Source organism: Streptomyces umbrinus (assembly GCF_030817415.1).
Lineage (GTDB): Bacteria > Actinomycetota > Actinomycetes > Streptomycetales > Streptomycetaceae > Streptomyces > Streptomyces umbrinus_A.
Genome location: NZ_JAUSZI010000002.1, coordinates 3,856,974 through 3,877,518, shown reverse-complemented (window position 1 = coordinate 3,877,518; position 20,545 = coordinate 3,856,974). Strand labels below are relative to the sequence as shown.

Here is a 20,545-nt window from a genome sequence, read left to right as displayed (position 1 = left end):
GACCAGCCACGACGCACCCGCAGCCGACGAACAACCGAGGCCGTCTCAGTCAGCAATCCCCTTGGGGATCGCCTTCTTGATGGCCCCGGCCAAGTCGACAAGCACAGAGGCGGTGTCCCGCCCCTCCGGCACGGTCACCTCGACATACGCCAGACGCTGAGCGGAGGTGAAGCGGGTCGCCCCGTCGTCCCGCTTCTCCATCAGCCAGCCCACCCCGTTCACCCCACCGCCGACCGCGTCGGGGTCACCGCCCTCGGCGACCTTGGGGTCGACCATCTTGGGCGGCCGCTGTACACCACAGCGCAGTATGATCGCCGGGCTTCCCCAGCCCGCGGTCAGCGCGGACCGGGGCTCGGGATCCTCCCGGTCGAGTCCGTCCACCTTCGCCGGCAGCGACTTGTCCAGGTTCTGACACAGCTCGGTGGCCTTCGTGCCCGGACTGGGAACCGCGGTCCGGGTGTTGTCGTCTGCTGAGGAGCAGCCTGTGGCCGCGATCAGCAGAACGAGGGCGGGCAGCCCGGGATAAGAGAGGCGCCGGTGACGGAAGAAGTCCACCGGCCAAGGGTAGACGGGGGCTACAGGTGCACGACCGGGCAGGTCAGCGTACGCGTGATGCCGTCCACTTGCTGGACCTTCGCGACCACCATGCGGCCGAGATCGTCCACTGTGTCGGCTTGGGCCCGCACGATCACGTCGTACGGTCCTGTCACATCCTCGGCCTGGATCACCCCTTGTATCTTGCTGATCATTTCGGCGACGGTCGACGCTTTGCCGACCTCCGTCTGGATCAGGATGTACGCCTGTACCACGGAACCTCCAGGGCGGCCACGAGGATCATGTGGGGAAAAGGAACGCCACGGTATCGCGTCGTCGCGCGCCGCGGGGAGACCCGCGGGGGCAGGGGCCCCCGCGAAGGGGTGCACGGACCGCACAGGTTGACGGTCGAATCGACCGTACCCAGGCCGGAGGCGGCCCGCGACCGGGCGGACGCAGCAACAAAAGGAGACGTACAACGATGAAGGGCACCGTGGGCGAGTTGGGGGAGTTCGGGCTCATCAAGGAGCTCACCTCACGGCTCACCACCACTCCGGCGGTACGCGTCGGGCCGGGCGACGACGCCGCCGTGGTGGCCGCCCCCGACCGCAGGGTCGTGGCGAGCACCGACATCCTCCTGGAGGGCCGGCACTTCCGTCGCGACTGGTCCACGGCGTACGACGTCGGTCGCAAGGCGGCCGCGCAGAACCTCGCGGACATCGCAGCGATGGGCGCCGTGCCGACCGCGCTGCTGCTCGGTCTGGTCGTCCCGGCCGAACTTCCGGCCACCTGGCCGTCCGAGCTGATGGACGGCATCCGCGACGAGTGCCAGGTCGCCGGCGCGGCCGTGGTCGGCGGCGATGTCGTACGCGGCGACACGATCACCGTGGCGATCACCGCGCTCGGCGATCTGCGCAACCACGAGCCGGTCACACGCTCGGGTGCCCAGCCCGGTGACGTGGTGGCCGTGACGGGCTGGCTGGGCTGGTCCGCGGCCGGGCACGCCGTGCTCTCCCGTGGCTTCCGCTCGCCGCGCGCGTTCGTCGAGGCACACCGGCGCCCGGAACCGCCGTACCACGCGGGCCCCGCGGCCGCCGGGCTCGGCGCGACCTCGATGACGGACGTCAGCGACGGGCTGATCGCCGACCTCGGGCACATCGCCGAGGCCAGCAAGGTACGCATCGACGTGCGCTCCGGAGCCGTCGACATCCCCTCGCAGATGAACGACATCGGTCAGGCCGTCGGCGTCGATCCGCTCCAGTGGGTGCTCACCGGGGGCGAGGACCACGCGATCGTGGCGACCTTCCCGCCGGACGTGAAGCTGCCCGCTCGCTGGAAGGTGATCGGCGAGGTCCTCAACCCGTCTGCGCTGCCGCAGGTCACGGTCGACGGGGCGCCGTGGACCAGCAAGGGCGGCTGGGACCACTTCGCGGACATCGAGTCATGAGTGCCTCGTCCCGCGCGAGTGCCCCGCCCAGGGTGCTGACGATCGCGGGTTCCGACTCCGGTGGCGGCGCCGGGATCCAGGCCGACCTGAAGACGATGCTCGCGCTCGGCGTGCACGGCATGAGCGTGCTCACCGCCGTCACCGCGCAGAACTCCCTCGGCGTACAAGGCGCTTGGGAACTGCCGGTGGAGGCGGTGCGCGCGCAGTACCGCAGCGTGGTCGACGACATCGGCGTCGACGCGGTGAAGACCGGCATGCTCCCCTCGGCCGAACTCGTCGAGACCGTCGCCGAGTTGATCGGCGGCACGGCCGTGCCCTCCGTCGTCGACCCGGTCGGCGTCTCCAAGCACGGCGACTCTCTGCTCGCCGCGTCCGCGCTGGATTCCGTACGCACGAAGCTGCTGCCCGTCGCCACGGTCGCGACGCCGAACCTCGACGAGGTGGCCCAGCTGACCGGCCTGAGGGTCGAGTCGGAGGACGGGATGCGGCGCGCGGCGACGGCCGTGCTGTCGTACGGGCCGACGTGGGTGCTGATCAAGGGCGGTCACCCTCAGCGGCGACGCCGTTGATTTCCTCACGGACGGCTCGGAGGAGCACTGGCTGCGGGCGCCCCGGTTCGACAACCGGCACACGCACGGGACGGGGTGCACCCTCGCGAGCGCCATCGCTTCGGGGCTCGCGAAGGGGCAGACGGTGCCGGAGGCGGTCGCGGCGGCGAAGGAGTATGTCACCGGGGCGATCGCGGCCGGCTTCGCGCTCGGCGGCGGGATCGGGCCGGTGGATCATGGATGGCGCTTCGGGGCGGGCGGCGCGTAAACGCTTGCGCAATCGTTTACGTCGTCACGTCGTTACCTCGCTCACGCGGGCGGGCCACGCAGTCCTGTGCCTGCCCGCGGACACAGCAAAAAGCCGGTCCACCGTGAAGTGGACCGGCTTTGAGCAGCGAACCAGCAGTGGCCGCGCGCTAGCAGAGCGTCAGCGCGAGACCTTGCCGGCCTTGATGCACGAGGTGCAAGCGTTCACGCGCTTCGGCGTCCCGCCCACCACGGTACGGACGCGCTGGATGTTCGGGTTCCAGCGACGGGGCGTACGGCGGTGAGAGTGCGAGATGTTGTTGCCGAAGCCCGGCCCCTTGCCGCAGACGTCGCAGTTGGCAGCCACGGGTCACTCCAAAGACTTCAGATGCTCTTACGGATGATCCCGGCATGCCGGGATCAAGATCTAGGATCTGAGTGGCGGTGCCAGGAGGAAGGCCCGATCGGATCGGGCAACCGGAGCAGCATACAACGACTGCGTCCGTACAACGAAACTACCATGGCCGGCCCGGGGACCTGGCCCGGCCCTCTTCCGGTGGAGACCTGACCGGGGTCTACGCTGCGTCGGACGTTCGGCTGTTCAAGGAGGCGCAGGTGCCGCAGGTGCCGCAGAGACTGGACGCGTCCGCGGTACGTGCATGGTGCGGCCTCGCGCTGCGGGCACTCGGCCGCGCGCGCGAGGAGATCGACGCGATCAACGTGTATCCCGTGGCGGACGGGGACACCGGCACCAATCTGTACCTGACCGTGGAGTCGGCGGCCGCGGCGGTCGAGGCCGTCTTCGCGGGTCATGCCGCACTTGCGGGCGGCAAGGAACCCCTCGACGGCCAGGAACCCTTCGACGGCCGGGAAGCCCTGGACGGGCACGAAGCCGTCGCCGGGCAGGGTGTCTCCCCCGGCCGGGCGCCGGAGGGGCCCGCCCTCGCCGACGCGGTGCACGCGATGGCGCACGGCGCGCTCATAGGGGCCCGGGGGAACTCCGGGACGATCCTCGCGCAGCTCCTGAGGGGCATGGCCCAGGTGCTCGCCGCCGACAGTGACGCGACACACACCGACGAGCAGGGCCTGCGGCTCGCCCTCCGGCGTGCGGCCGACTCGGCCCGGCAGGCCGTCGTGCACCCGGTCGAGGGCACCGTCCTCACGGTCGCCTCGGCCGCCGCCGACGCGGCCACGGACGCCGAGGGCGACTGCGGGGCGGTCGCGCGTGCGGCGTACGAGGGCGCGCGGGCGGCGCTCGCGGCGACTCCCGGGCAGCTGGCGGTCCTGGAGCGGGCCGGGGTGGTCGACGCGGGCGGACGCGGGCTCGTGGCCGTACTGGGCGCACTGGTGGAGACGTTCACGGGCGAGGCGCCCGCCGCGTCGGCGGTGCCGGTTCTCGCGGGGCACGCGCGCGTGGGGGCCGGTTCGGACCCGACAGCGCCCCACGCACGTGTGGACGCCGCGGTGACGGAACCCCTCGGAGAGGTGGGGGAGTGCGCGGACGGAACCCCCGCTCCCGACGAGGGCGGTCCGGCCTTCGAGGTCATCTACCTCCTGGAGGCGGAGGACGCGGCGGTGACGCGGCTGCGGGACCGGCTCGACGCACTCGGCGACTCGCTCGTGGTGGTCGGCGGGGACGGCCTGTGGAACGTCCACGTGCACGTCGACGACGCGGGCGCGGCCGTGGAGGCGGGCGTCGAGGCCGGGCGGCCGTACCGGATCCGGATCACGCACTTCGGGCTGGACGACGCACACACGACGGGTGCCGGAAGCCGGCCGGTCCGGGAACGGGCCCAGCGCGCGGTCGTCGCCGTCGTCCCCGGAGAGGGCCTCGCGGGGCTCTACACCGAGGCCGGGGCCACCACCGTCCTGGCGCGCCCCGGGGAGCCGCCCGCCAGCGGTGAGCTCGTCGAGGCCGTGCGGCGGGCCCACGCGCGCGAGGTGGTGCTGTTGCCGAACGACGCAGAGCTGCGCCACACGGCGGCCGCGGCGGCCGAGCAGGCCCGCACCGAGGGCGTCAGGGTCGCGCTGATCCCCACCCGGTCCGCGGTGCAGGGCATCGCGGCGCTGGCAGTGCACGAGCCTGGCCGGCGCTTCGACGAGGACGTCGTCGCGATGACCTCGGCCGCCGGTGCGACCCGGTACGCCGAGGTCGAGGTCGCGGAACGCCAGTCCTGGACCATGGCCGGCATCTGCCAGGCCGGCGACATCCTCGGCCTCATCGAGGGCGACGTCGCCGTGATCGGCTCCGACGTCACGGCCACCGCCGAGGCGGTCCTGAACCGCATGCTCGCGGCGGGCGGCGAGATGGTCACCCTGGTCCTCGGCGACGAGGCCCCCGACACGATCGCGGCCCACCTCGAATCCCGCGTCCGCGAGTCCTACCTGGCCGTGGACACGGTCGTGTACCGCGGCGGCCGCCAGGGGGCGCTGCTGCTGATCGGCGTGGAGTAGCCGGCTCGGTCGCGCCCCGAAAGGGGCGCGGGGCTCCGACATATGCGGCTCCGCCGCGTGGGCGCGACCAGCCACTGCGGGCCCGCAGACAAGAACCGGCCCCCAAGCGGAGCGCTACGCGCTCGACTCCGTCGCCCGCAGCAGCCGCTCCGCCTCACCACGCCGGGCCACCACCGTCTCATCCGAGGCGTCCCCATCCGCGTACGCAGCGAGCACCTCACGTGCGCGTGCGGCCGCCCAGTCGGGATGCTCCAGGTCCGCCTCCAGCCAGCCCGCGGCGAGTTGGGCGCCGGTGCGGCTGTGCAGGGCGTCCTCGCCGAGGGAGAGGAAGCCCGCGACGGCCAGCGTGACGTGGGCCAGGGCCTCCTCGAACAGGGCGTAGATCAGCTCGTCGTCGGCGTCGTCGGGCGCGGAGCGGGCGACCAGGTCGCCGAACTGCCGGTGCGTCTGCGCGAGTTCGGCGACGAGCTGTTCGCGCGCCTCCTCGTCCTCGGGCACCTCGTCCTGGCACGCGCGGACCGCCTCGCCCATCAACTCGCGTGCCGTGTCGAGCCCCGGGCCCTCCTCGCGGACCGCGAGCCACGCGCGCGCCCGCAGGGAGCGGATCAGCCCGTGGACGTTGCCGAGGGACCGCCAGAGGTCACCCGCGCGCGCGTAGGCCTGCTCCGCCTCCGGGAGCAGCTCCGCGTGGCCGAGGGCCTCCGCGGCGAGATGCGCGAGCATTGCGTGGTCGCGCTGCTCGGGCCACCGCCGGGCGATCTCGGCCGCCTGGAGCCAGTGTTCGGCGGCCTCGCGGTGTTCGCCGAGCTCGGTGAGACAGTCGCCGAGCCACCAGTGGGTCTGCACGATCGCCCCGTCGCCGTGCGTCTGCGCGCTCAGCTCCGGCAGTGCCGACTCCAGGACCTCCGCGGCCTCGGCCCAGCTCCCCCGACGCAGCAGGAAGCCACCGAGCTGATGTCTGGCCCAGGCGCCGAGAGTGGGCCCCTCGCCGCCCTCGTCGGCCCAGTGCGACGCCTCCAGGGCGTGGTCGGCGGCGGGACCGAACTGTCCGGTGGCGCCGAGTATCTCGGCCAGCTGGAGGTGCAGTTGGGCGTGACCGGTCGGCTCCAGGAAATCCGCGCCGTGCTCCAGCGCCGCCCGGGCCGCGCGCGCGGCCGCCTCGGCGTCGCCCAGGTGGCGCGCGATTCCGGTGAGCCGGGCCTCGTACTCCACCGCGAACCACGGCAGCCCGGCCGCCACGAACGCCTCCGAGGCCCGTGTGAGCAGCTCCGCGGCCCTCTCCGCGTCCCCGGCGTGCGCGGCGAGCTCTCCGAGCGTGGCCTGCGCCTCCGCGGCCCGGGAGGCGACCAGGACGTCGTTCCCGGCCTCCGGCTCGGCGAGGGCCAGCAGCTCCCGTGCGGCGGTCTCCGCGGCTGCCAGGGCCGCGGAGCCGTCCCCCGCCCCGTTCGTCTCCGCCGCCTCGTGCACCCGCTGCAGCAGGATGCGTGCCCGTCCCACCAGCACCGAGGCGGCCTGCTGGACACCGGTCCCGCCCTCCGCGAAGAGGGCGAGCACCCGCTCGTACGGCTCCGAGACCGCGGCCAGCGCCTCGCGGGTCCGGCCGGAGAGGGCCAGTACGTACGCTCCACGCGCGCGTGCCGCCAGGGCCTCGCCCGGGTCGCCCGCCGCCTCGTACAGCTCGGCGGCGCGGGCGAACAGCTCCACGCCCTCGGGGCCGAGGCCCATCGCCTCGTGGTCGGTCAGCTCCGCGCGGTCGCGGGGAGTCAGCTGCTCGTCGTCGGCCGCCTCCGCGACCGCGGCCCACGCCGCGACGGAGTCCGGGTGCAGGGCGGCCGAGAGCCGGCGGGCCTCGGCGAGCAGCGCGGCCAGGTCCGGCTCGCCGTCGGCAGTGGGATCCGCGGAAGGGGCGGGTGCGGGCCGCACGGGAGCGGCCACGGTCGGCGTCGCGCGTACGCCCAAGGGCAGTCGCTCCACCAACGGCAACTGATCCATGCGCTCCCGGACGCGTCCGCTCACGTACGCCGTGCCGTTGCGCTCGTCGAAGCGGCCCGCCAGCGAAAGGGCCTCCGCGCGCGCGTGGGCGGCGAGTTCGGCCGCGGTCCAGGTGCGGCCGGCCGGTCCCGGCACGGTCTGTGAGCCGAGCCCGAGCGAGGTCAGCCGGTCCGTGAGCAGGGCGACCACGGCCAGGAAGTCCATCCGGCTGCGCGGTTCCCCGGCGTCCGTGAAGTAGGCGGGACGTTCCGCCAGCAGCTCCAGGGCCCGTGCCTCGTTGCCGGTGAGCGCGCAGAACTCCACATGGTCCGCGTACGCGCCGCGCATGCTCTCCATGGGGCGTACGAGCCGGAAGCCGCGCAGATGGTGGGCCCGCGCCTCGTCCAGGCGGCCCAGCCGCAGCAGGGGCAGCAGCGAGGACGCGAGGACCGCGTGCGGCTCGTGGGCGCACGTGTACTCGCCCTCCAGGACGGGCCGCCACAGCTCCAGGGCCTCGGCGTCGGCGCCCCGCTCGGCCAGCCACCAGCCCTGGTCGTGCAGTTCGCAGGCGTGGCAGTCGGCCATGCTGTCCCGGTCGGCGGCCAGCCACGCGGTGTACGCCCGTTCGGCCCGCCCCAGGTCCCCGATGGACCGCGCGACCGTGAACTCGGTGCTGCGGACGGCCCGTTCGGAGTGACCGGCGAGCCGGTAGCGGTGCTCCATCTCGCCGAGCCACTTCTCGATGGAGGCGAGCGGAACGTGCGGCTGGCCGACCATTCCGGAGGACACCCACTTGAAGACCCAGTGCAGGGAGTGGGTCTCGTACTCGTCGAAGTCCTCGGGGTGTTCGTCCCACATGCGCAGCAGGCGCGCGAAGGGGACGAACATCCTGTCCTTCTCGGAGCTGTAGTTGTAGACCTTCAGCTGGTGGCCGAGCGCCTCGATCACGGCGAGCGGGATGTTCAGCTTCTCTGCCTCGGCGAGCAGGAGTTCCGCGCGCGCGTTGCGGGCCGGGCCCTCCGGCTGCTCGTAGTTCTCCTGCATCGCCCGGCGCAGCGCGTCGAAGTCCATGTTTTCACCGGTCCGGCTCATCGGTGGCCCTCCTCCGGGGAGTCGCTGTGGGTGGCCCACTCCAGGAGGCCGATGAACGCCCGGTTCAGGAGCGCCGAGTCCGCCGGTCGCAGCGGCCGCTGCGCCATCAGCAGGGCCTGACCGTAGAGCGACTCCGTCGCCGTCCCGATCAGCTCCCGGTCGTCGAGCGAACTGATCTTCCGGATCAGCGGGTTGAGGTGGTTGAGCACCAGCCGCGCGCGCGGGGCGCTGCCCCGCAGCGAGCCGAGGATGCCCGCCCACAGGTCGTCGGCCTGTTCCTCGGCCTCCGCGCGCGCCTGCTCGTGGCGGGCCGCCCGGTCGTCCAGGTGCAGCGCGGGAACGGAGAGGGGATGGAAGGCCCGCAGGACCACATCGCACCCCAGGGGGTCGAGTCTGGCCCGCGCGGCCCCCAGGAAGGCCGACAGGGCCAGCTCCACCGCCGGGTCGACCGAGTCCAGGTGCGCGGTCACCGTGTCGGCGTCCAGCTGCGCCACGACCGTCCCGGGCCGCACCGAGGGCAGCGCCTCGACCAGCTCGCTGTCGTACGTGTAGCCGCCGTTGACGACACCCACGCCCTGCGCGGACGCGATCGGCGCGACCTGGCGGTACTCCTCCACGGTCCGTGTGAAGTGCACCACCGGGTGCCGCTGGGCGAACTCCTCCAGGGAGAGCTGCCCGTCGGTCGTCTCGAAGGGCAGCCACGGCAGCATCGTGCGCAGCATCTCGCTGTCGTGCCGCGCCAGGGACTTCACGCCCAGGTGGTGCACCGACAGGAAGGCCGCGAGACGCTCGGGATCACCGGCCGCGAGCCCCGTCAGCCAGACCCTGATCCGCTCGCCCAGCGCCTCCCGTACTCCCGCCAGGGCCTCGTCCTCGTACAGCGCCTCGCGGGACGCGGTGGGCCGCAGGCTGTCCGTGTCGAGGACGCAGCGAACGAAGAACGCCCAGTCGGGCAGCAGCTGTTCGGCGCGCTCGGTGAGCAGCATGCCCTTCAGGTGCACGCGATGACCGGCGCGCTGGGCGGGACTGACCGCGGACGGCAGCACGTACGCCACCCCGCGTATCCCGGCGAGCGGCACGTCCAGGTCGATGGAGTCCAGCGGCGTGAACCCGAACAGGTCGTGGCAGTGCCGCCCCAGGGCCACCCTTCGGGAGGCGGGGCTCGGATACGCGCGGTCCCAGGGCGCCGGAAGGTCCGTGACCGCCTCGTCGCCCATCCGTACGTCGTAGGGCAGCAGCGAGCCGAAGTCCCGGGCCAGCGAGAGGACCCGCTCCTCGGACAGCCAGTCGGCGGCGCCCGGACGCGCCACCAGGTACACGGTCGTACCCGGCTCGGGGCGGGCCTCGTGAGGCAGCGTACGGACCGTGTACGAGCCGTCGTCGGCCGCCGTCCACTCCACGGGCGGTGCGTCCGGCGTACGTGCACTGCGGCTGACCACCCGGATGCGCTCGGCGACCACGAAGCAGGCGAGCAGGCCGATGCCGAACTGACCGAGGAAGTCGGAGCGTGCCGACTCCAGGCCCTCCGCCCGCTTGGAGCTGCGGCCGATGGTCGCCAGGAGGCTGTGCACGTCCGTCTCGGTGAGCCCGATCCCGGAGTCCTCCACACGAAGGGCACCGCCCGAGCCGCCCTCGACGAACAGCCGCACCAGGGCAGGCGCGTCGGGCTGCTCGGCACGCCGGGCCGTGATCGCGTCCACGGAGTTCTGCAGCAGTTCGCGCAGATAGACCTTGGGGCTGGAGTAGAGGTGGTGGGAGAGAAGGTCCACGAGGCCGCGCAGGTCGACCTGGAACGTATGGGGTGACTGGGATGCCTGAGCTGACTGTGAGATCTGGGAGTCCATCGTCGCTGCGCCGGTGGGGGGACGTGCGACGGCGCGGGGTCGGGCGGTCCCAAGACGAGGTGACCGCGAACAGGGCCGGAGCCGGACATCCTAGGCCCCGAACCAGCCGTCTGACCAGCGGATTTCCGGGACGTATACGGCATTGTCAGTGCGGTGGTGTGCAATGGATCTCGTGCCCGTGCTCGAAGAACCACTGAAGAAGGTGCTCGGACCCGCCACCGCGAAGGTGATGGCCGAGCACCTCGGCCTGCACACCGTCGGCGACCTGCTGCACCACTATCCCCGCAGGTACGAGGAGCGCGGCCAGCTCACCCACCTCGCCGACCTCCCCATGGACGAGCACGTCACGGTGGTCGCCCAGGTCGCCGACGCCCGCCTGCTCACCTTCTCCTCGCCCAAGGCTCCCCGGGGCAAGGGCCAGCGCCTCGAAGTGACCATCACGGACGGCAGCGGCCGGCTCAAGCTGGTCTTCTTCGGCAACGGCGTGCACAAGCCCCACAAGGAGCTCCTGCCCGGCACGCGCGCGTTGTTCGCGGGCAAGGTCTCCGTCTTCAACCGCCGCCTCCAGCTGGCCCACCCGGCGTACGAGCTGCTGCGCGGCGAGGACGTGTCCGAGACGGTGGACACCTGGGCGGGCGCCCTCATCCCGCTCTATCCGGCCACCGCCAAGCTGGAGTCCTGGAAGATCGCCAAGTCGGTCCAGACGGTGCTGCCGAGCGCCCAGGAGGCCACCGACCCACTGCCGGAGTCCCTGCGGGCCGGCCGCGGTCTGGTCCCCCTCCCCGAGGCCCTGCTGAAGATCCACCGCCCGCACACCAAGGCGGACATCGAGAACGCCCGCTCCCGCCTCAAGTGGGACGAGGCCTTCGTCCTCCAGGTGGCCCTGGCCCGCCGCCGTCACGCGGACGCCCAACTGCCCGCCGTGGCCCGCAGGCCCAAGAAGGACGGCCTCCTGTCCGCCTTCGACGCCAAGCTGCCCTTCACCCTCACCGAGGGCCAGCAGAAGGTCACCAAGGAGATCTTCGACGACCTGGCCACCGAACATCCGATGCACCGGCTGCTGCAGGGCGAGGTGGGCAGCGGGAAGACGATGGTGGCCCTGCGCGCCATGCTCGCCGTCGTCGACGCGGGCGGTCAGGCGGCGATGCTCGCGCCCACCGAGGTGCTCGCCCAGCAGCACCACCGGTCGATCACGGAGATGATGGGGGAGCTGGCCGAGGGCGGCATGCTCGGCGGGGCCGAGGACTCCACGAAGGTGGTGCTCCTCACCGGCTCCATGGGGACGGCCACCCGTCGCCAGGCGCTGCTGGACCTGGTCACCGGCGAGGCAGGGCTCGTCATCGGGACGCATGCGCTGATCGAGGACAAGGTGCAGTTCCACGACCTGGGCCTGGTCGTCGTGGACGAGCAGCACCGGTTCGGCGTCGAGCAGCGCGACGCCCTGCGCGGCAAGGGCAAACAGCCCCCGCACCTCCTCGTGATGACCGCCACGCCGATCCCGCGCACGGTCGCCATGACCGTCTTCGGCGACCTGGAGACGTCCGTCCTGGACCAGCTCCCCGCCGGCCGCTCGCCCATCGCCAGCCACGTCGTCCCGGCCGCCGACAAACCCCACTTCCTCTCGCGCGCGTGGGAGCGCGTGCGAGAGGAGGTGTCCAACGGCCATCAGGCGTACGTGGTCTGCCCGCGCATCGGCGACGAGGACGACGACCCGAAGAAGTCCAAGAAGAAGCCGTCCCCTGAGGACGAGGCCGAGAAGCGCCCGCCTCTCGCGGTCCTCGACGTCGCCGACCAGCTGGCCAGGGGCCCGCTCCAGGGCCTCAAGGTCGAGGTCCTGCACGGCCGTATGCCCCCGGACGACAAGGACGCCGTGATGCGCCGCTTTGCCGCGGGCGAGACGGACGTGCTGGTCGCCACGACGGTCATCGAGGTCGGGGTGAACGTCCCGAACGCCACCGCGATGGTGATCATGGACGCCGACCGCTTCGGCGTCTCCCAGCTCCACCAGCTGCGCGGCCGCGTCGGCCGTGGCTCCGCCGCGGGCCTGTGTCTCCTGGTCACCGAGATGCCCGAGGCCGGCCCGGCCCGCCAGCGGCTGACCGCGGTCGCCTCCACCCTCGACGGCTTCGAGCTCTCCCGCATCGACCTCGAACAGCGCCGCGAGGGCGATGTCCTCGGCCAGGCCCAGTCCGGCGCCCGCACCTCACTGCGGATGCTCGCCGTCATCGACGACGAGGAGATCATCGCCGAGGCCCGCGACGAGGCGACCGCGGTCGTCGCGTCCGACCCGGACCTGGAACACCTCCCCGGCCTGCGCACAGCACTCCAGGCCCTGCTGGACGAGGAGAGGGAGCAGTACCTGGAGAAGGGCTGAGGACAGGCGCGCCCCCTTCAGGGGCGCCCCCAAGGGGCGCGGGGAACTGCGCGATCAGCCCCCACGAACCCGCAGCCGCCCTCAACGCAGAGCCCCCACCCCCGTAGCCCAGAAAACGCACCCGCCACCCCCGCCTGCCAGACTGGGGCCGTGACCATCCCCACCCGCAAGGACCCCAGATGACCCGCGTGATCGCCGGCACGGCCGGTGGACGACGCCTGGCAGTCCCCCCGGGCACCGGCACAAGGCCCACCTCCGACCGGGCCCGCGAGGGACTCTTCTCCACCTGGCAGTCCCTGCTCGGCGGCCCCCTGGAAGGCGACCGCGTCCTCGACCTGTACGCCGGCTCCGGCGCCGTCGGCCTGGAGGCGCTGAGCCGCGGCGCCGGACACACCCTCCTCGTGGAGGCGGACGCCCGCGCGGCCCGCACGATCCGGGAGAACGTGAAGGCGCTGGGCCTCCCCGGCGCCGAGGTCAGGCCCGGCAAAGCGGAACAGATCATCCGCACGGCGGCGCCGGCAGCACCGTACGACCTCGTCTTCCTCGATCCGCCGTACGCCGTCACGGACGACGATCTTCGCGAGATCCTGCTCACACTCCGCTCCGGGGGCTGGCTCGCGGGCGAAGCGCTCGTCACCGTTGAACGCAGTACCAGAGGCGGCGAATTCCGGTGGCCCGACGGCTTCGAGGCATTGAGGTCCCGTCGCTACGGCGAGGGAACGTTTTGGTACGGTCGCGCCGCCTCTACGTGCGAAGACGCACGATGACCGGACCGGAGAGCGAGGGATCTCAAGTGCGCCGCGCCGTCTGTCCCGGGTCGTTCGACCCGATTACCAACGGACATCTCGACATCATCGCCCGAGCCTCCAAGCTGTACGACGTCGTGCACGTCGCGGTGATGATCAACCAGTCCAAGAGGGGCCTGTTCGAGATCGAGGAGCGGATCGACCTGATCCGCCAGGTCACCGCGGAGTTCGGCAACGTCGAGGTGGAGTCCTTCCACGGCCTCCTCGTCGACTTCTGCAAGGAGCGCGACATCCCGGCCATCGTCAAGGGCCTGCGCGCGGTCAGCGACTTCGACTACGAGCTGCAGATGGCCCAGATGAACAACGGCCTCTCCGGCGTCGAGACCCTCTTCGTCCCGACCAACCCCACCTACAGCTTCCTGTCCTCCTCGCTGGTCAAGGAGGTCGCGACCTGGGGCGGCGACGTCGCCCACCTGGTCCCGCCGGTGGTCCTGGAAGCCCTCAGGGAGCGTCTGAAGAAGGACTGACGGAGCCCCAGAAACCTGACAGTGCGTCACCCGGTGTCGGGAGGGGCGGGAGTGGTCGTACAGTCGATGCGTCCGTCTCCATCACAGCTGTAGAGAGTGGCGAGCACACGGTGGACGTGCAGAAGAAGCTCGATGAGATCGTCTCGGCGGTCGGCAGCGCCCGTTCCATGCCCATGTCGGCCTCGTGCGTGGTCAACCGCGCCGAGCTCCTCTCCCTGCTCGAAGAGGTGCGCCAGGCACTGCCCGGCTCCCTCGCCCAGGCCCAGGAGCTGATCGGCGGCCGCGAGCAGATGGTCGAGCAGGCCCGCCTGGAGGCCGAGCGGATCGTCGAGTCCGCGCACGCCGAGCGCGGCAGCCTGATCTCCGACACCGAGGTCGCCCGCCGCTCGCAGAACGAGGCGGACCGTATCCTCTCCGAGGCCCGCAAGGAGGCCGAGGACGTCCGCGCCGAGGCCGACGAGTACGTCGACTCCAAGCTCGCCAACTTCGAGGTCGTCCTCACCAAGACCCTCGGCTCCGTCGGCCGCGGCCGCGAGAAGCTCCTCGGCACGGGCCCCGGCACCGACGAGCAGGGCTACGAGGACGAGGACGCTCCCGAGCGCAGCCACGACCCGGAGACCCTGCGCCGCAACGCCGACGAGTACGTCGACGTCAAGCTCGGTGCCTTCGAGGCCGTGCTCGCCAAGACCCTGGACGCCGTCGGCCGCGGCCGGCAGAAGCTGCACGGCCGGATCGCCAGCGACGACCTCGGCGACCTGGGCGGCTTCGCCGAGGACGGCAACGCGCAGCACACCACCGACGCCGAGTACCTGGACGGCCTCTCGGACCTCTCCGAGCGGCCCGCCCAGCCGGCCGCCCCGCCCCAGGCCCCGGCGGTCCCGGCCCAGCAGCAGTACGCCCAGCAGGACGCGTACGCATATCAGCAGCAGACCGCCGATCCCTACGGGTACCAGCAGCAGTACGCGCAGCAGGACGGGTACGGCTATCAGCAGCAGACCGCCGACCCCTACGCCGCCTATCCGCAGCAGCAGGGCTACGACCAGCAGGCGGCGTACGACCCGAACCTGCAGCAGGCGTACGGCCAGTCCCCGCAGGCTCCCCAGCCGCAGCAGGCGCAGGCGCAGGCCAACGCCCTCGACGAGACCAGTCTCTTCGACACCACCATGATCAGCGCGGAGCAGCTGAGGGCGTACGAACAGGGGCGCTGAGGCCGGATTGGGCCGAGAGCGAAAGGTCCAGTACCCTGGTTCTTCGGTCGCGTGTACGTCCGCGATCAACGCTGCCCGGGAAGCACCGAAGGGCGGTGCCCCACAGAGTTTCAAGATCGAAAGCAGGAATGGCCCTGAACGCCCGCCTCGACCACCGCAACCCTCTCGTGTTCGACACACACGAGCTGGGGCGGCGTCCTGGCGCGCTGCAGCGCCTGACCCGTGAGATCGACGCTCCCAAGGATTTCGGTATCCAGGGAGTCATCGGAGTGCCGGAAGGCGCCCCGGTGAAGCTCGGCCTCCGCCTGGAGTCGGTCATGGAAGGTGTGCTTGTCACAGGCACCGCCCGTGCACAGGCCAAGGGGGAGTGCGTAAGGTGTCTGGAGCCGGTCGAGCAGCAGCTCGAAGCGGATTTCCAGGAGATGTTCTCGTACCCTGACGCCGACGACCGGGGCCGTGTGAAAGCGGAGCCGGCCGACGACGCCGAGGACGACGAGGACACGCTCTTCATCGAGGACGGCCTGTTCGACCTCGAACCCGTGCTGCGTGATGCGGTGGTGCTCGCACTGCCGATGCAGCCGGTGTGCCAGGACGACTGCCCCGGCCTGTGCTCCCAGTGCGGAGCCCGGCTCGCGGACGACCCGGACCACCACCACGACGCCGTCGACATCCGTTGGGCGGCACTGCAGGGACTCGCCGGTTCACTCGAAGATGGCGAGAAGGACGAGATGAGTGGCGAAGCGCCTCGATCGGCGCGCGCCAACGAGAAGCAGGAGAAGTAGCCGTGGCTGTTCCGAAGCGGAAGATGTCGCGCAGCAACACGCGCCACCGCCGGTCGCAGTGGAAGGCTGCGGTCCCCACCCTGGTTGCGTGCGAGCGCTGCCACGAGCCCAAGCAGCAGCACATCGCCTGCCCTGCTTGCGGCACCTACAACAAGCGCCAGGTCCTCGAGGTCTGAGCGGCTGGTGAGAGGCTTCATGTCTGACGCCAAGGCGGACGTAAACGCCAAGAAAAAGGCGGACAACACAGCCTCGTCCCACACGCTTCTGGAAGGGCGGCTCGGGTACAAGCTCGAGTCCGCCCTTCTGGTGCGTGCACTGACCCACCGTTCGTACGCGTACGAGAACGGCGGTCTGCCCACGAACGAGCGCCTGGAGTTCCTCGGGGACTCCGTGCTCGGCCTCGTGGTCACGGACACGCTGTACCGAACCCACCCCGACCTGCCTGAAGGCCAACTGGCCAAGCTGCGGGCCGCGGTGGTCAACTCGCGTGCGCTTGCGGAGGTGGGCCGCGGGCTCGAACTCGGCTCCTTCATCCGGCTCGGCCGGGGCGAAGAGGGCACGGGCGGCCGGGACAAGGCGTCCATCCTCGCCGACACCCTTGAAGCGGTGATCGGCGCTGTCTATCTCGACCAGGGTCTCGACGCGGCGGGCGAACTCGTCCACCGCCTCTTCGACCCGCTGATCGAGAAATCCTCGAATCTGGGAGCGGGCCTGGACTGGAAGACCAGTCTCCAGGAGCTCACGGCGACCGAGGGGCTCGGCGTGCCCGAGTACCTGGTCACCGAGACCGGCCCGGACCACGAGAAGACCTTCACTGCTGCTGCCCGCGTCGGAGGCGTCTCGTACGGCACCGGCACCGGCCGCAGCAAGAAGGAGGCGGAGCAGCAGGCCGCGGAGTCCGCGTGGCGTGCGATCCGCTCCGCCGCGGACGAACGCGCGAAGGTGGCGAAGGCCGCGAAGGAAGCCGAGGCGTCCGCAGCGGCCAAGGCCGCCGTGGAGGCCGAGGCATCCGCGGCAGCCGAAGCGTCCGCGGCAGTTGAGGAAGTCGTGGCGGCCGAGGAGGCCGTCGAGGCCCCCTCGACGGCGGCATCCGACGCCGCTTCCGCCTGACCGATCCGCAGTTCAGTGCTGTGACCGATCGCCCGTCCCCTGTTCGAGGGGGCGGGCGATCGTGTTCGGGGGCGCCGGCGGTACGCTGCGGACGCGCGGCCCGAGTCGGGGGCGCCCGAGTCATCGGCCCACGCATCCGGAGGAGAAGCCGTGCCCGAACTGCCCGAGGTCGAGGTCGTACGACGGGGCCTCGAGCGCTGGGTCAGCGGACGGATCGTCGCCGACGTCCAGGTGCTGCATCCGCGTGCGGTGCGCCGGCACATCGCGGGCGGTGAGGACTTCGGGGCCCGGCTCAAGGGGCACCGGATCGGGCTGCCCCAGCGTCGCGGCAAGTACCTCTGGCTGCCGCTCGCGGACTCCCCGAGCGCCGTTCTCGCGCACCTCGGGATGAGCGGGCAGCTCCTCGTCCAGCCGCAGGACGCCGCCGACGAGAAGCATCTGCGCATCCGGGTCCGGTTCGAGGACGCCCTCCACACCGAACTCCGCTTCGTCGACCAACGGACCTTCGGCGGGCTGTCGTTGCACGAGACGACGCCAGACGGGCTGCCCGACGTCATCGCGCACATCGCCCGTGATCCCCTGGACCCGCTGTTCGACGACGACGCGTTCCACGAGGCGCTGCGGCGTCGGCGTACGACCGTCAAACGCGCCCTGCTGGACCAGTCGTTGATCAGCGGCGTCGGCAACATCTATGCGGACGAGGCGCTTTGGCGTGCGCGGTTGCACTACGAGCGTCCCACCACCGGGTTCACGCGCCCGCGCACGGCCGAACTCCTGGGCCACGTACGGGATGTGATGAACGCCGCCCTCGCCGTCGGCGGCACCAGCTTCGACAGCCTCTACGTCAACGTGAACGGGGAGTCGGGCTACTTCGACCGCTCGCTCGACGCGTACGGCAGGGAGGGCGAGCCGTGCCGGCGCTGCGGCACCCTGATGCGGCGCAGGCCCTGGATGAACCGGTCCAGCTACTTCTGCCCGCGTTGTCAGCGTCCCCCGCGCGCCGTGTCGTAACGTTCGCGCGCTCCCAGTACGTCGTCCATGCGCCCCTGCACGAAGTGGATGAGGGACAGCAGCCGCTCGGCGACCTCGCGGCCCAGCGGCGTCAGCTCGTAGTCCACCCGCGGGGGATTCGTCGGCTGGGCCTCGCGGTGCACCAGGCCGTCGCGCTCCAGCGCGTGGAGGGTCTGGGACAGCATCTTCTCGCTGACGCCGTCCACGCGCCGGCGCAGTTCGTTGAAACGGAACGAACCCTCGTACAGCGCCCCCAGCGTGAGCGCGCCCCAGCGCCCCGTGACGTGCTCCAGCGTGCCCCGGGACGGGCACGCCTTGGAGAACACGTCGAACTCGAAGGTCGGCTGTTCCGTCAGGTCCATGCGCCCAGAATACTCGCCGCAGCGCAAACCGAAGAGGGGGCGCTAACTTTTAGCTAGCGCCCCCTCCGAGGTTCTACGTGGCTAATAGCCGAAGTCCTGCGTCCACCAGGGGCCGCCCGACGCGAAGTGCGCGCCGACGCCCAGGGTCTTGAAGTCGCAGTTCAGGATGTTCGCGCGGTGGCCGGGGCTGTTCATCCAGGCCTCCATCACCGCGGCGGCGTCGGCCTGGCCGCGGGCGATGTTCTCCCCGCCGAGGTTCGCGATGCCGAGCTTCTCGGCGCGGTCCCAGGGGGAGGCCCCGCTCGGGTCCGTGTGGTCGAAGAAGCCCCGCGCGGCCATGTCCTCGCTGAAGGACTCGGCCAGCGCGGCCAGCGTGCTGGAAGCGGTCACCGGGCTGCAGCCGGCCTTCGCCCGCTCCTCGTTGACCAGCGACAACACCTCGGCCTCGGCCTTGGACGCGGTGGACACCGCCTTCGACGGAGCCGTCTCGGGTGCCTTCTTCTCCGGCGCCTTCGTGGTCGGCTCGGTCTTCGGCTTCTCCTTGACCGGAGCCTTCGTCGACGGCTTCGCGGAGGGAGTCTTCTTCTCGGTCTTCTCCGGGGCCTTCGTCGGCGAGACCGTCGGAGACGCGGAGCGCTCCAGGTCACGGCTCGTGCCCGAGTCCTCGCGGTCGTCCGTGGTGCCGTCCGTGCCGCCCTGGGTCTGCACGTCGCTCGGTGAGTCCTGGGCGCGGACCTTGTCCGCGTTGCCGCCGCCGATCGAGAGGCTGTCGCTGCCCGGGATCAGCCCGGAGGCGACCGCGACGGCACCCATCGCGACGGCGGCCGAGACACCGAGCAGACCGGTGCGTACGGGCGTCACGTTCTTCTTGCGGCGGCGGTGGCCGCGGCCGGCGCCGCCGTCCGGCGCGTAGCCGGTCGTGGCGTGGGCGGCGGGATCCGCGGCGAAGAGGTAGGTGTCGCTCTTCGAGTAGAGGTCGCCGGTCTCGTGAATGCCGCCCGGCGAGTCGTACATGCCCGCGGTCGCGTAGGGGCTGCCGTTCAGGTAGTCCCCGGCGGTCAGGTGGTCACCCGCGGTCGCGTAGTCGCCTTCACCTGCGTAATCACCCGAGTCTGCCGCCGCGTAACCGCCCGCGTATGTATCGTACGTTTGTGTGACCCCGGTGGCGCGGCCTGTGGCGGCGCGGCCGGCGGCGGAGCGTCGGTGGCGTCCCATCTCCTGGCCTTCCTCATCCTTGCGGTCAACGTTCCTCACCCGAACGAGTGAGGCTCATTGGGTCGGGACGGTACCCCATGGCGCAAGGGGAGGAAGTGCTCCGAGAGCATTTGGCCGGTTAGCGTGCAGCCATGAGCGAGGATGTAAGGCTGGTCGCGTGGGTACGCGGACGGGTCCAAGGTGTGGGTTTCCGCTGGTACACACGGGCTAAGGCGCTGGAGATCGGCGGCCTGAGTGGTTTTGCTCTCAATTTGGGGGACGGACGGGTCCAGGTGGTCTCCGAGGGCCCTCGGGCCGGATGTCAGCGACTCCTCGACTGGCTCCAGGGGGACGACACGCCGGGCCGCGTCGACGGAGTCACTGAGATTTGGGACACGCCCCGCGGCGGCTACGACGGCTTCGCCATCCGGTGAGATCCACTCCGCTCCACCGGTTGCAACACCCCTGGCAGCGGGCGCGGGGCGTGCGCCGGGCACCTGCCACAGGCAGAAAGCGCCTGGTGGTTGCCAAGAATCGCTTGTCGTGGCAGGCTCCGCGAGTAAGGATGATCTCTACGCCCCCAGGGCCCCGAAACAGTGGCCGCGCCGCCCGTTCTGAAGCCGCGCGCCCCGGGTTGGCCCCCAATACGGGGCGTGATCGTGTTGACCGTCAAACTTTTTGGTGAGACGCTGAAAGTCCCCGCGCACCTTAGCTGTTTGGCATGTAAGAGCGGCAGCAAAAACTCGTCAGTGCCAAGCATCGCGGGTGCGATTCCCTCACGACCCACACCGCTTCGGTCGGTCACTCAGTGTGGAGGACCATCCATCATGGCAAAGGCGCTTCTCGGTTACGTCGGCGGTTCCGACCCGCGACTCATTGCCGAGATGCGACGGCTCCAGCAGCGCGTCCAGGATCTGGAATCCGAGCTCGTACGGATCCAGGCCGAGAACGACGCGCTCGCGGCTGCCGCTTCTCACGACTCGCTTCTCGAAAGCATCGACGTACCCCAGGCGGAGCCTGCGCTCACCTGATCACTGAATCGCATCGTCGCCACCAGTGAACAGGCTGCCCGTGTCAGCCGCTGACAGAGTTGCA

The 20,545-nt window shown here is 71.2% G+C and carries 19 protein-coding genes and 1 pseudogene; 13 read left to right on the top strand and 7 right to left on the bottom strand.

Annotated features, from left to right (window positions below; translation table 11 throughout):
- Positions 1-45 precede the first annotated feature (45 nt).
- Both QF035_RS16930 and QF035_RS16925 read right to left on the bottom strand, forming a co-directional pair.
- Positions 46-555 (bottom strand): DUF3515 domain-containing protein, encoded by a 510-nt coding sequence (locus QF035_RS16930; RefSeq protein ID WP_307521164.1) that lies wholly within the window; start codon positions 553-555, stop codon positions 46-48.
- A 20-nt stretch (positions 556-575) separates the two neighbouring features.
- Positions 576-809 (bottom strand): Lrp/AsnC ligand binding domain-containing protein, encoded by a 234-nt coding sequence (locus QF035_RS16925; protein WP_055614017.1) that lies wholly within the window; start codon positions 807-809, stop codon positions 576-578.
- 206 nt (positions 810-1,015) lie between these two features.
- Between QF035_RS16925 and QF035_RS16920 the strand changes: the two genes are divergently transcribed.
- A complete protein-coding gene (locus tag QF035_RS16920) occupies positions 1,016-1,981 on the top strand; it encodes a thiamine-phosphate kinase (protein ID WP_307521163.1) in 966 nt (321 codons plus the stop codon).
- Positions 1,978-2,797: pseudogene (gene thiD, locus QF035_RS16915) on the top strand (bifunctional hydroxymethylpyrimidine kinase/phosphomethylpyrimidine kinase). The gene QF035_RS16920 and the pseudogene thiD overlap by 4 nt, the downstream one beginning before the upstream one ends.
- A 159-nt stretch (positions 2,798-2,956) precedes the next feature.
- Here thiD and rpmB read toward each other — a convergent pair.
- On the bottom strand, positions 2,957-3,142 hold the full coding sequence (gene rpmB, locus QF035_RS16910) for a 50S ribosomal protein L28 (RefSeq protein WP_004924906.1): 186 nt from the start codon (positions 3,140-3,142) through the stop codon (positions 2,957-2,959).
- Between the two features lie 248 nt (positions 3,143-3,390).
- On the opposite strand from rpmB, the gene QF035_RS16905 reads away from it, so the two are divergent.
- Positions 3,391-5,229 carry a DAK2 domain-containing protein gene (locus tag QF035_RS16905; protein WP_307521161.1) on the top strand — a complete coding sequence of 613 codons (1,839 nt, stop codon included), beginning with the start codon at positions 3,391-3,393 and terminating at the stop codon, positions 5,227-5,229.
- Between the two features lie 114 nt (positions 5,230-5,343).
- On the opposite strand, the gene QF035_RS16900 is transcribed toward QF035_RS16905, so the two are convergent.
- Both QF035_RS16900 and QF035_RS16895 read right to left on the bottom strand, forming a co-directional pair.
- On the bottom strand, positions 5,344-8,292 hold the full coding sequence (locus QF035_RS16900) for a tetratricopeptide repeat protein (RefSeq protein ID WP_307521160.1): 2,949 nt from the start codon (positions 8,290-8,292) through the stop codon (positions 5,344-5,346).
- Positions 8,289-10,136, bottom strand: coding sequence for an HSP90 family protein (locus tag QF035_RS16895; RefSeq protein ID WP_307521159.1), 1,848 nt, complete (start codon positions 10,134-10,136; stop codon positions 8,289-8,291). The genes QF035_RS16900 and QF035_RS16895 overlap by 4 nt, the downstream gene beginning before the upstream one ends.
- A gap of 163 nt (positions 10,137-10,299) precedes the next feature.
- Here QF035_RS16895 and recG point away from each other — a divergent pair, with 163 nt between their 5' ends.
- The 8 genes from recG to mutM all read left to right on the top strand — a co-directional run bounded on the left by recG (position 10,300) and on the right by mutM (position 17,894).
- Positions 10,300-12,510: an ATP-dependent DNA helicase RecG gene (recG, locus tag QF035_RS16890; RefSeq protein ID WP_307521157.1), complete on the top strand. Its 2,211-nt coding sequence runs from the start codon at positions 10,300-10,302 to the stop codon at positions 12,508-12,510.
- Between the two features lie 179 nt (positions 12,511-12,689).
- Positions 12,690-13,277: a 16S rRNA (guanine(966)-N(2))-methyltransferase RsmD gene (gene rsmD / locus QF035_RS16885; protein ID WP_189843586.1), complete on the top strand. Its 588-nt coding sequence runs from the start codon at positions 12,690-12,692 to the stop codon at positions 13,275-13,277.
- Positions 13,278-13,303: 26 nt separating this feature from the next.
- Positions 13,304-13,783: a pantetheine-phosphate adenylyltransferase gene (gene coaD, locus QF035_RS16880; protein WP_055616180.1), complete on the top strand. Its 480-nt coding sequence runs from the start codon at positions 13,304-13,306 to the stop codon at positions 13,781-13,783.
- Between the two features lie 110 nt (positions 13,784-13,893).
- Positions 13,894-14,991 carry a cell division initiation protein gene (locus QF035_RS16875; protein ID WP_307521156.1) on the top strand — a complete coding sequence of 366 codons (1,098 nt, stop codon included), beginning with the start codon at positions 13,894-13,896 and terminating at the stop codon, positions 14,989-14,991.
- Between the two features lie 128 nt (positions 14,992-15,119).
- Positions 15,120-15,773, top strand: a complete 654-nt coding sequence (locus tag QF035_RS16870; RefSeq protein ID WP_307521155.1) for a YceD family protein — start codon at positions 15,120-15,122, stop codon at positions 15,771-15,773.
- Positions 15,774-15,775: 2 nt separating this feature from the next.
- Positions 15,776-15,949 carry a 50S ribosomal protein L32 gene (gene rpmF, locus QF035_RS16865; protein ID WP_028802425.1) on the top strand — a complete coding sequence of 58 codons (174 nt, stop codon included), beginning with the start codon at positions 15,776-15,778 and terminating at the stop codon, positions 15,947-15,949.
- Positions 15,950-15,968: 19 nt separating this feature from the next.
- Positions 15,969-16,883: a ribonuclease III gene (gene rnc / locus QF035_RS16860; protein WP_307521152.1), complete on the top strand. Its 915-nt coding sequence runs from the start codon at positions 15,969-15,971 to the stop codon at positions 16,881-16,883.
- A 150-nt stretch (positions 16,884-17,033) separates the two neighbouring features.
- Positions 17,034-17,894, top strand: a complete 861-nt coding sequence (gene mutM, locus QF035_RS16855) for a bifunctional DNA-formamidopyrimidine glycosylase/DNA-(apurinic or apyrimidinic site) lyase (protein WP_189843582.1) — start codon at positions 17,034-17,036, stop codon at positions 17,892-17,894.
- Here the strand turns inward: mutM and QF035_RS16850 are convergent.
- Positions 17,867-18,256, bottom strand: coding sequence for a winged helix-turn-helix transcriptional regulator (locus QF035_RS16850; protein WP_307521151.1), 390 nt, complete (start codon positions 18,254-18,256; stop codon positions 17,867-17,869). The genes mutM and QF035_RS16850 overlap by 28 nt on opposite strands.
- 81 nt (positions 18,257-18,337) lie before the next feature.
- A complete protein-coding gene (locus tag QF035_RS16845; protein ID WP_307521150.1) occupies positions 18,338-19,471 on the bottom strand; it encodes a CAP domain-containing protein in 1,134 nt (377 codons plus the stop codon).
- 131 nt (positions 19,472-19,602) lie between these two features.
- Here QF035_RS16845 and QF035_RS16840 point away from each other — a divergent pair, with 131 nt between their 5' ends.
- Complete coding sequence (locus QF035_RS16840; RefSeq protein WP_143640652.1) at positions 19,603-19,884, top strand: acylphosphatase; 282 nt, start codon at positions 19,603-19,605, stop codon at positions 19,882-19,884.
- 393 nt (positions 19,885-20,277) lie between these two features.
- Positions 20,278-20,481, top strand: coding sequence for a hypothetical protein (locus tag QF035_RS16835; RefSeq protein ID WP_028802434.1), 204 nt, complete (start codon positions 20,278-20,280; stop codon positions 20,479-20,481).
- Positions 20,482-20,545: the final 64 nt, after the last annotated feature.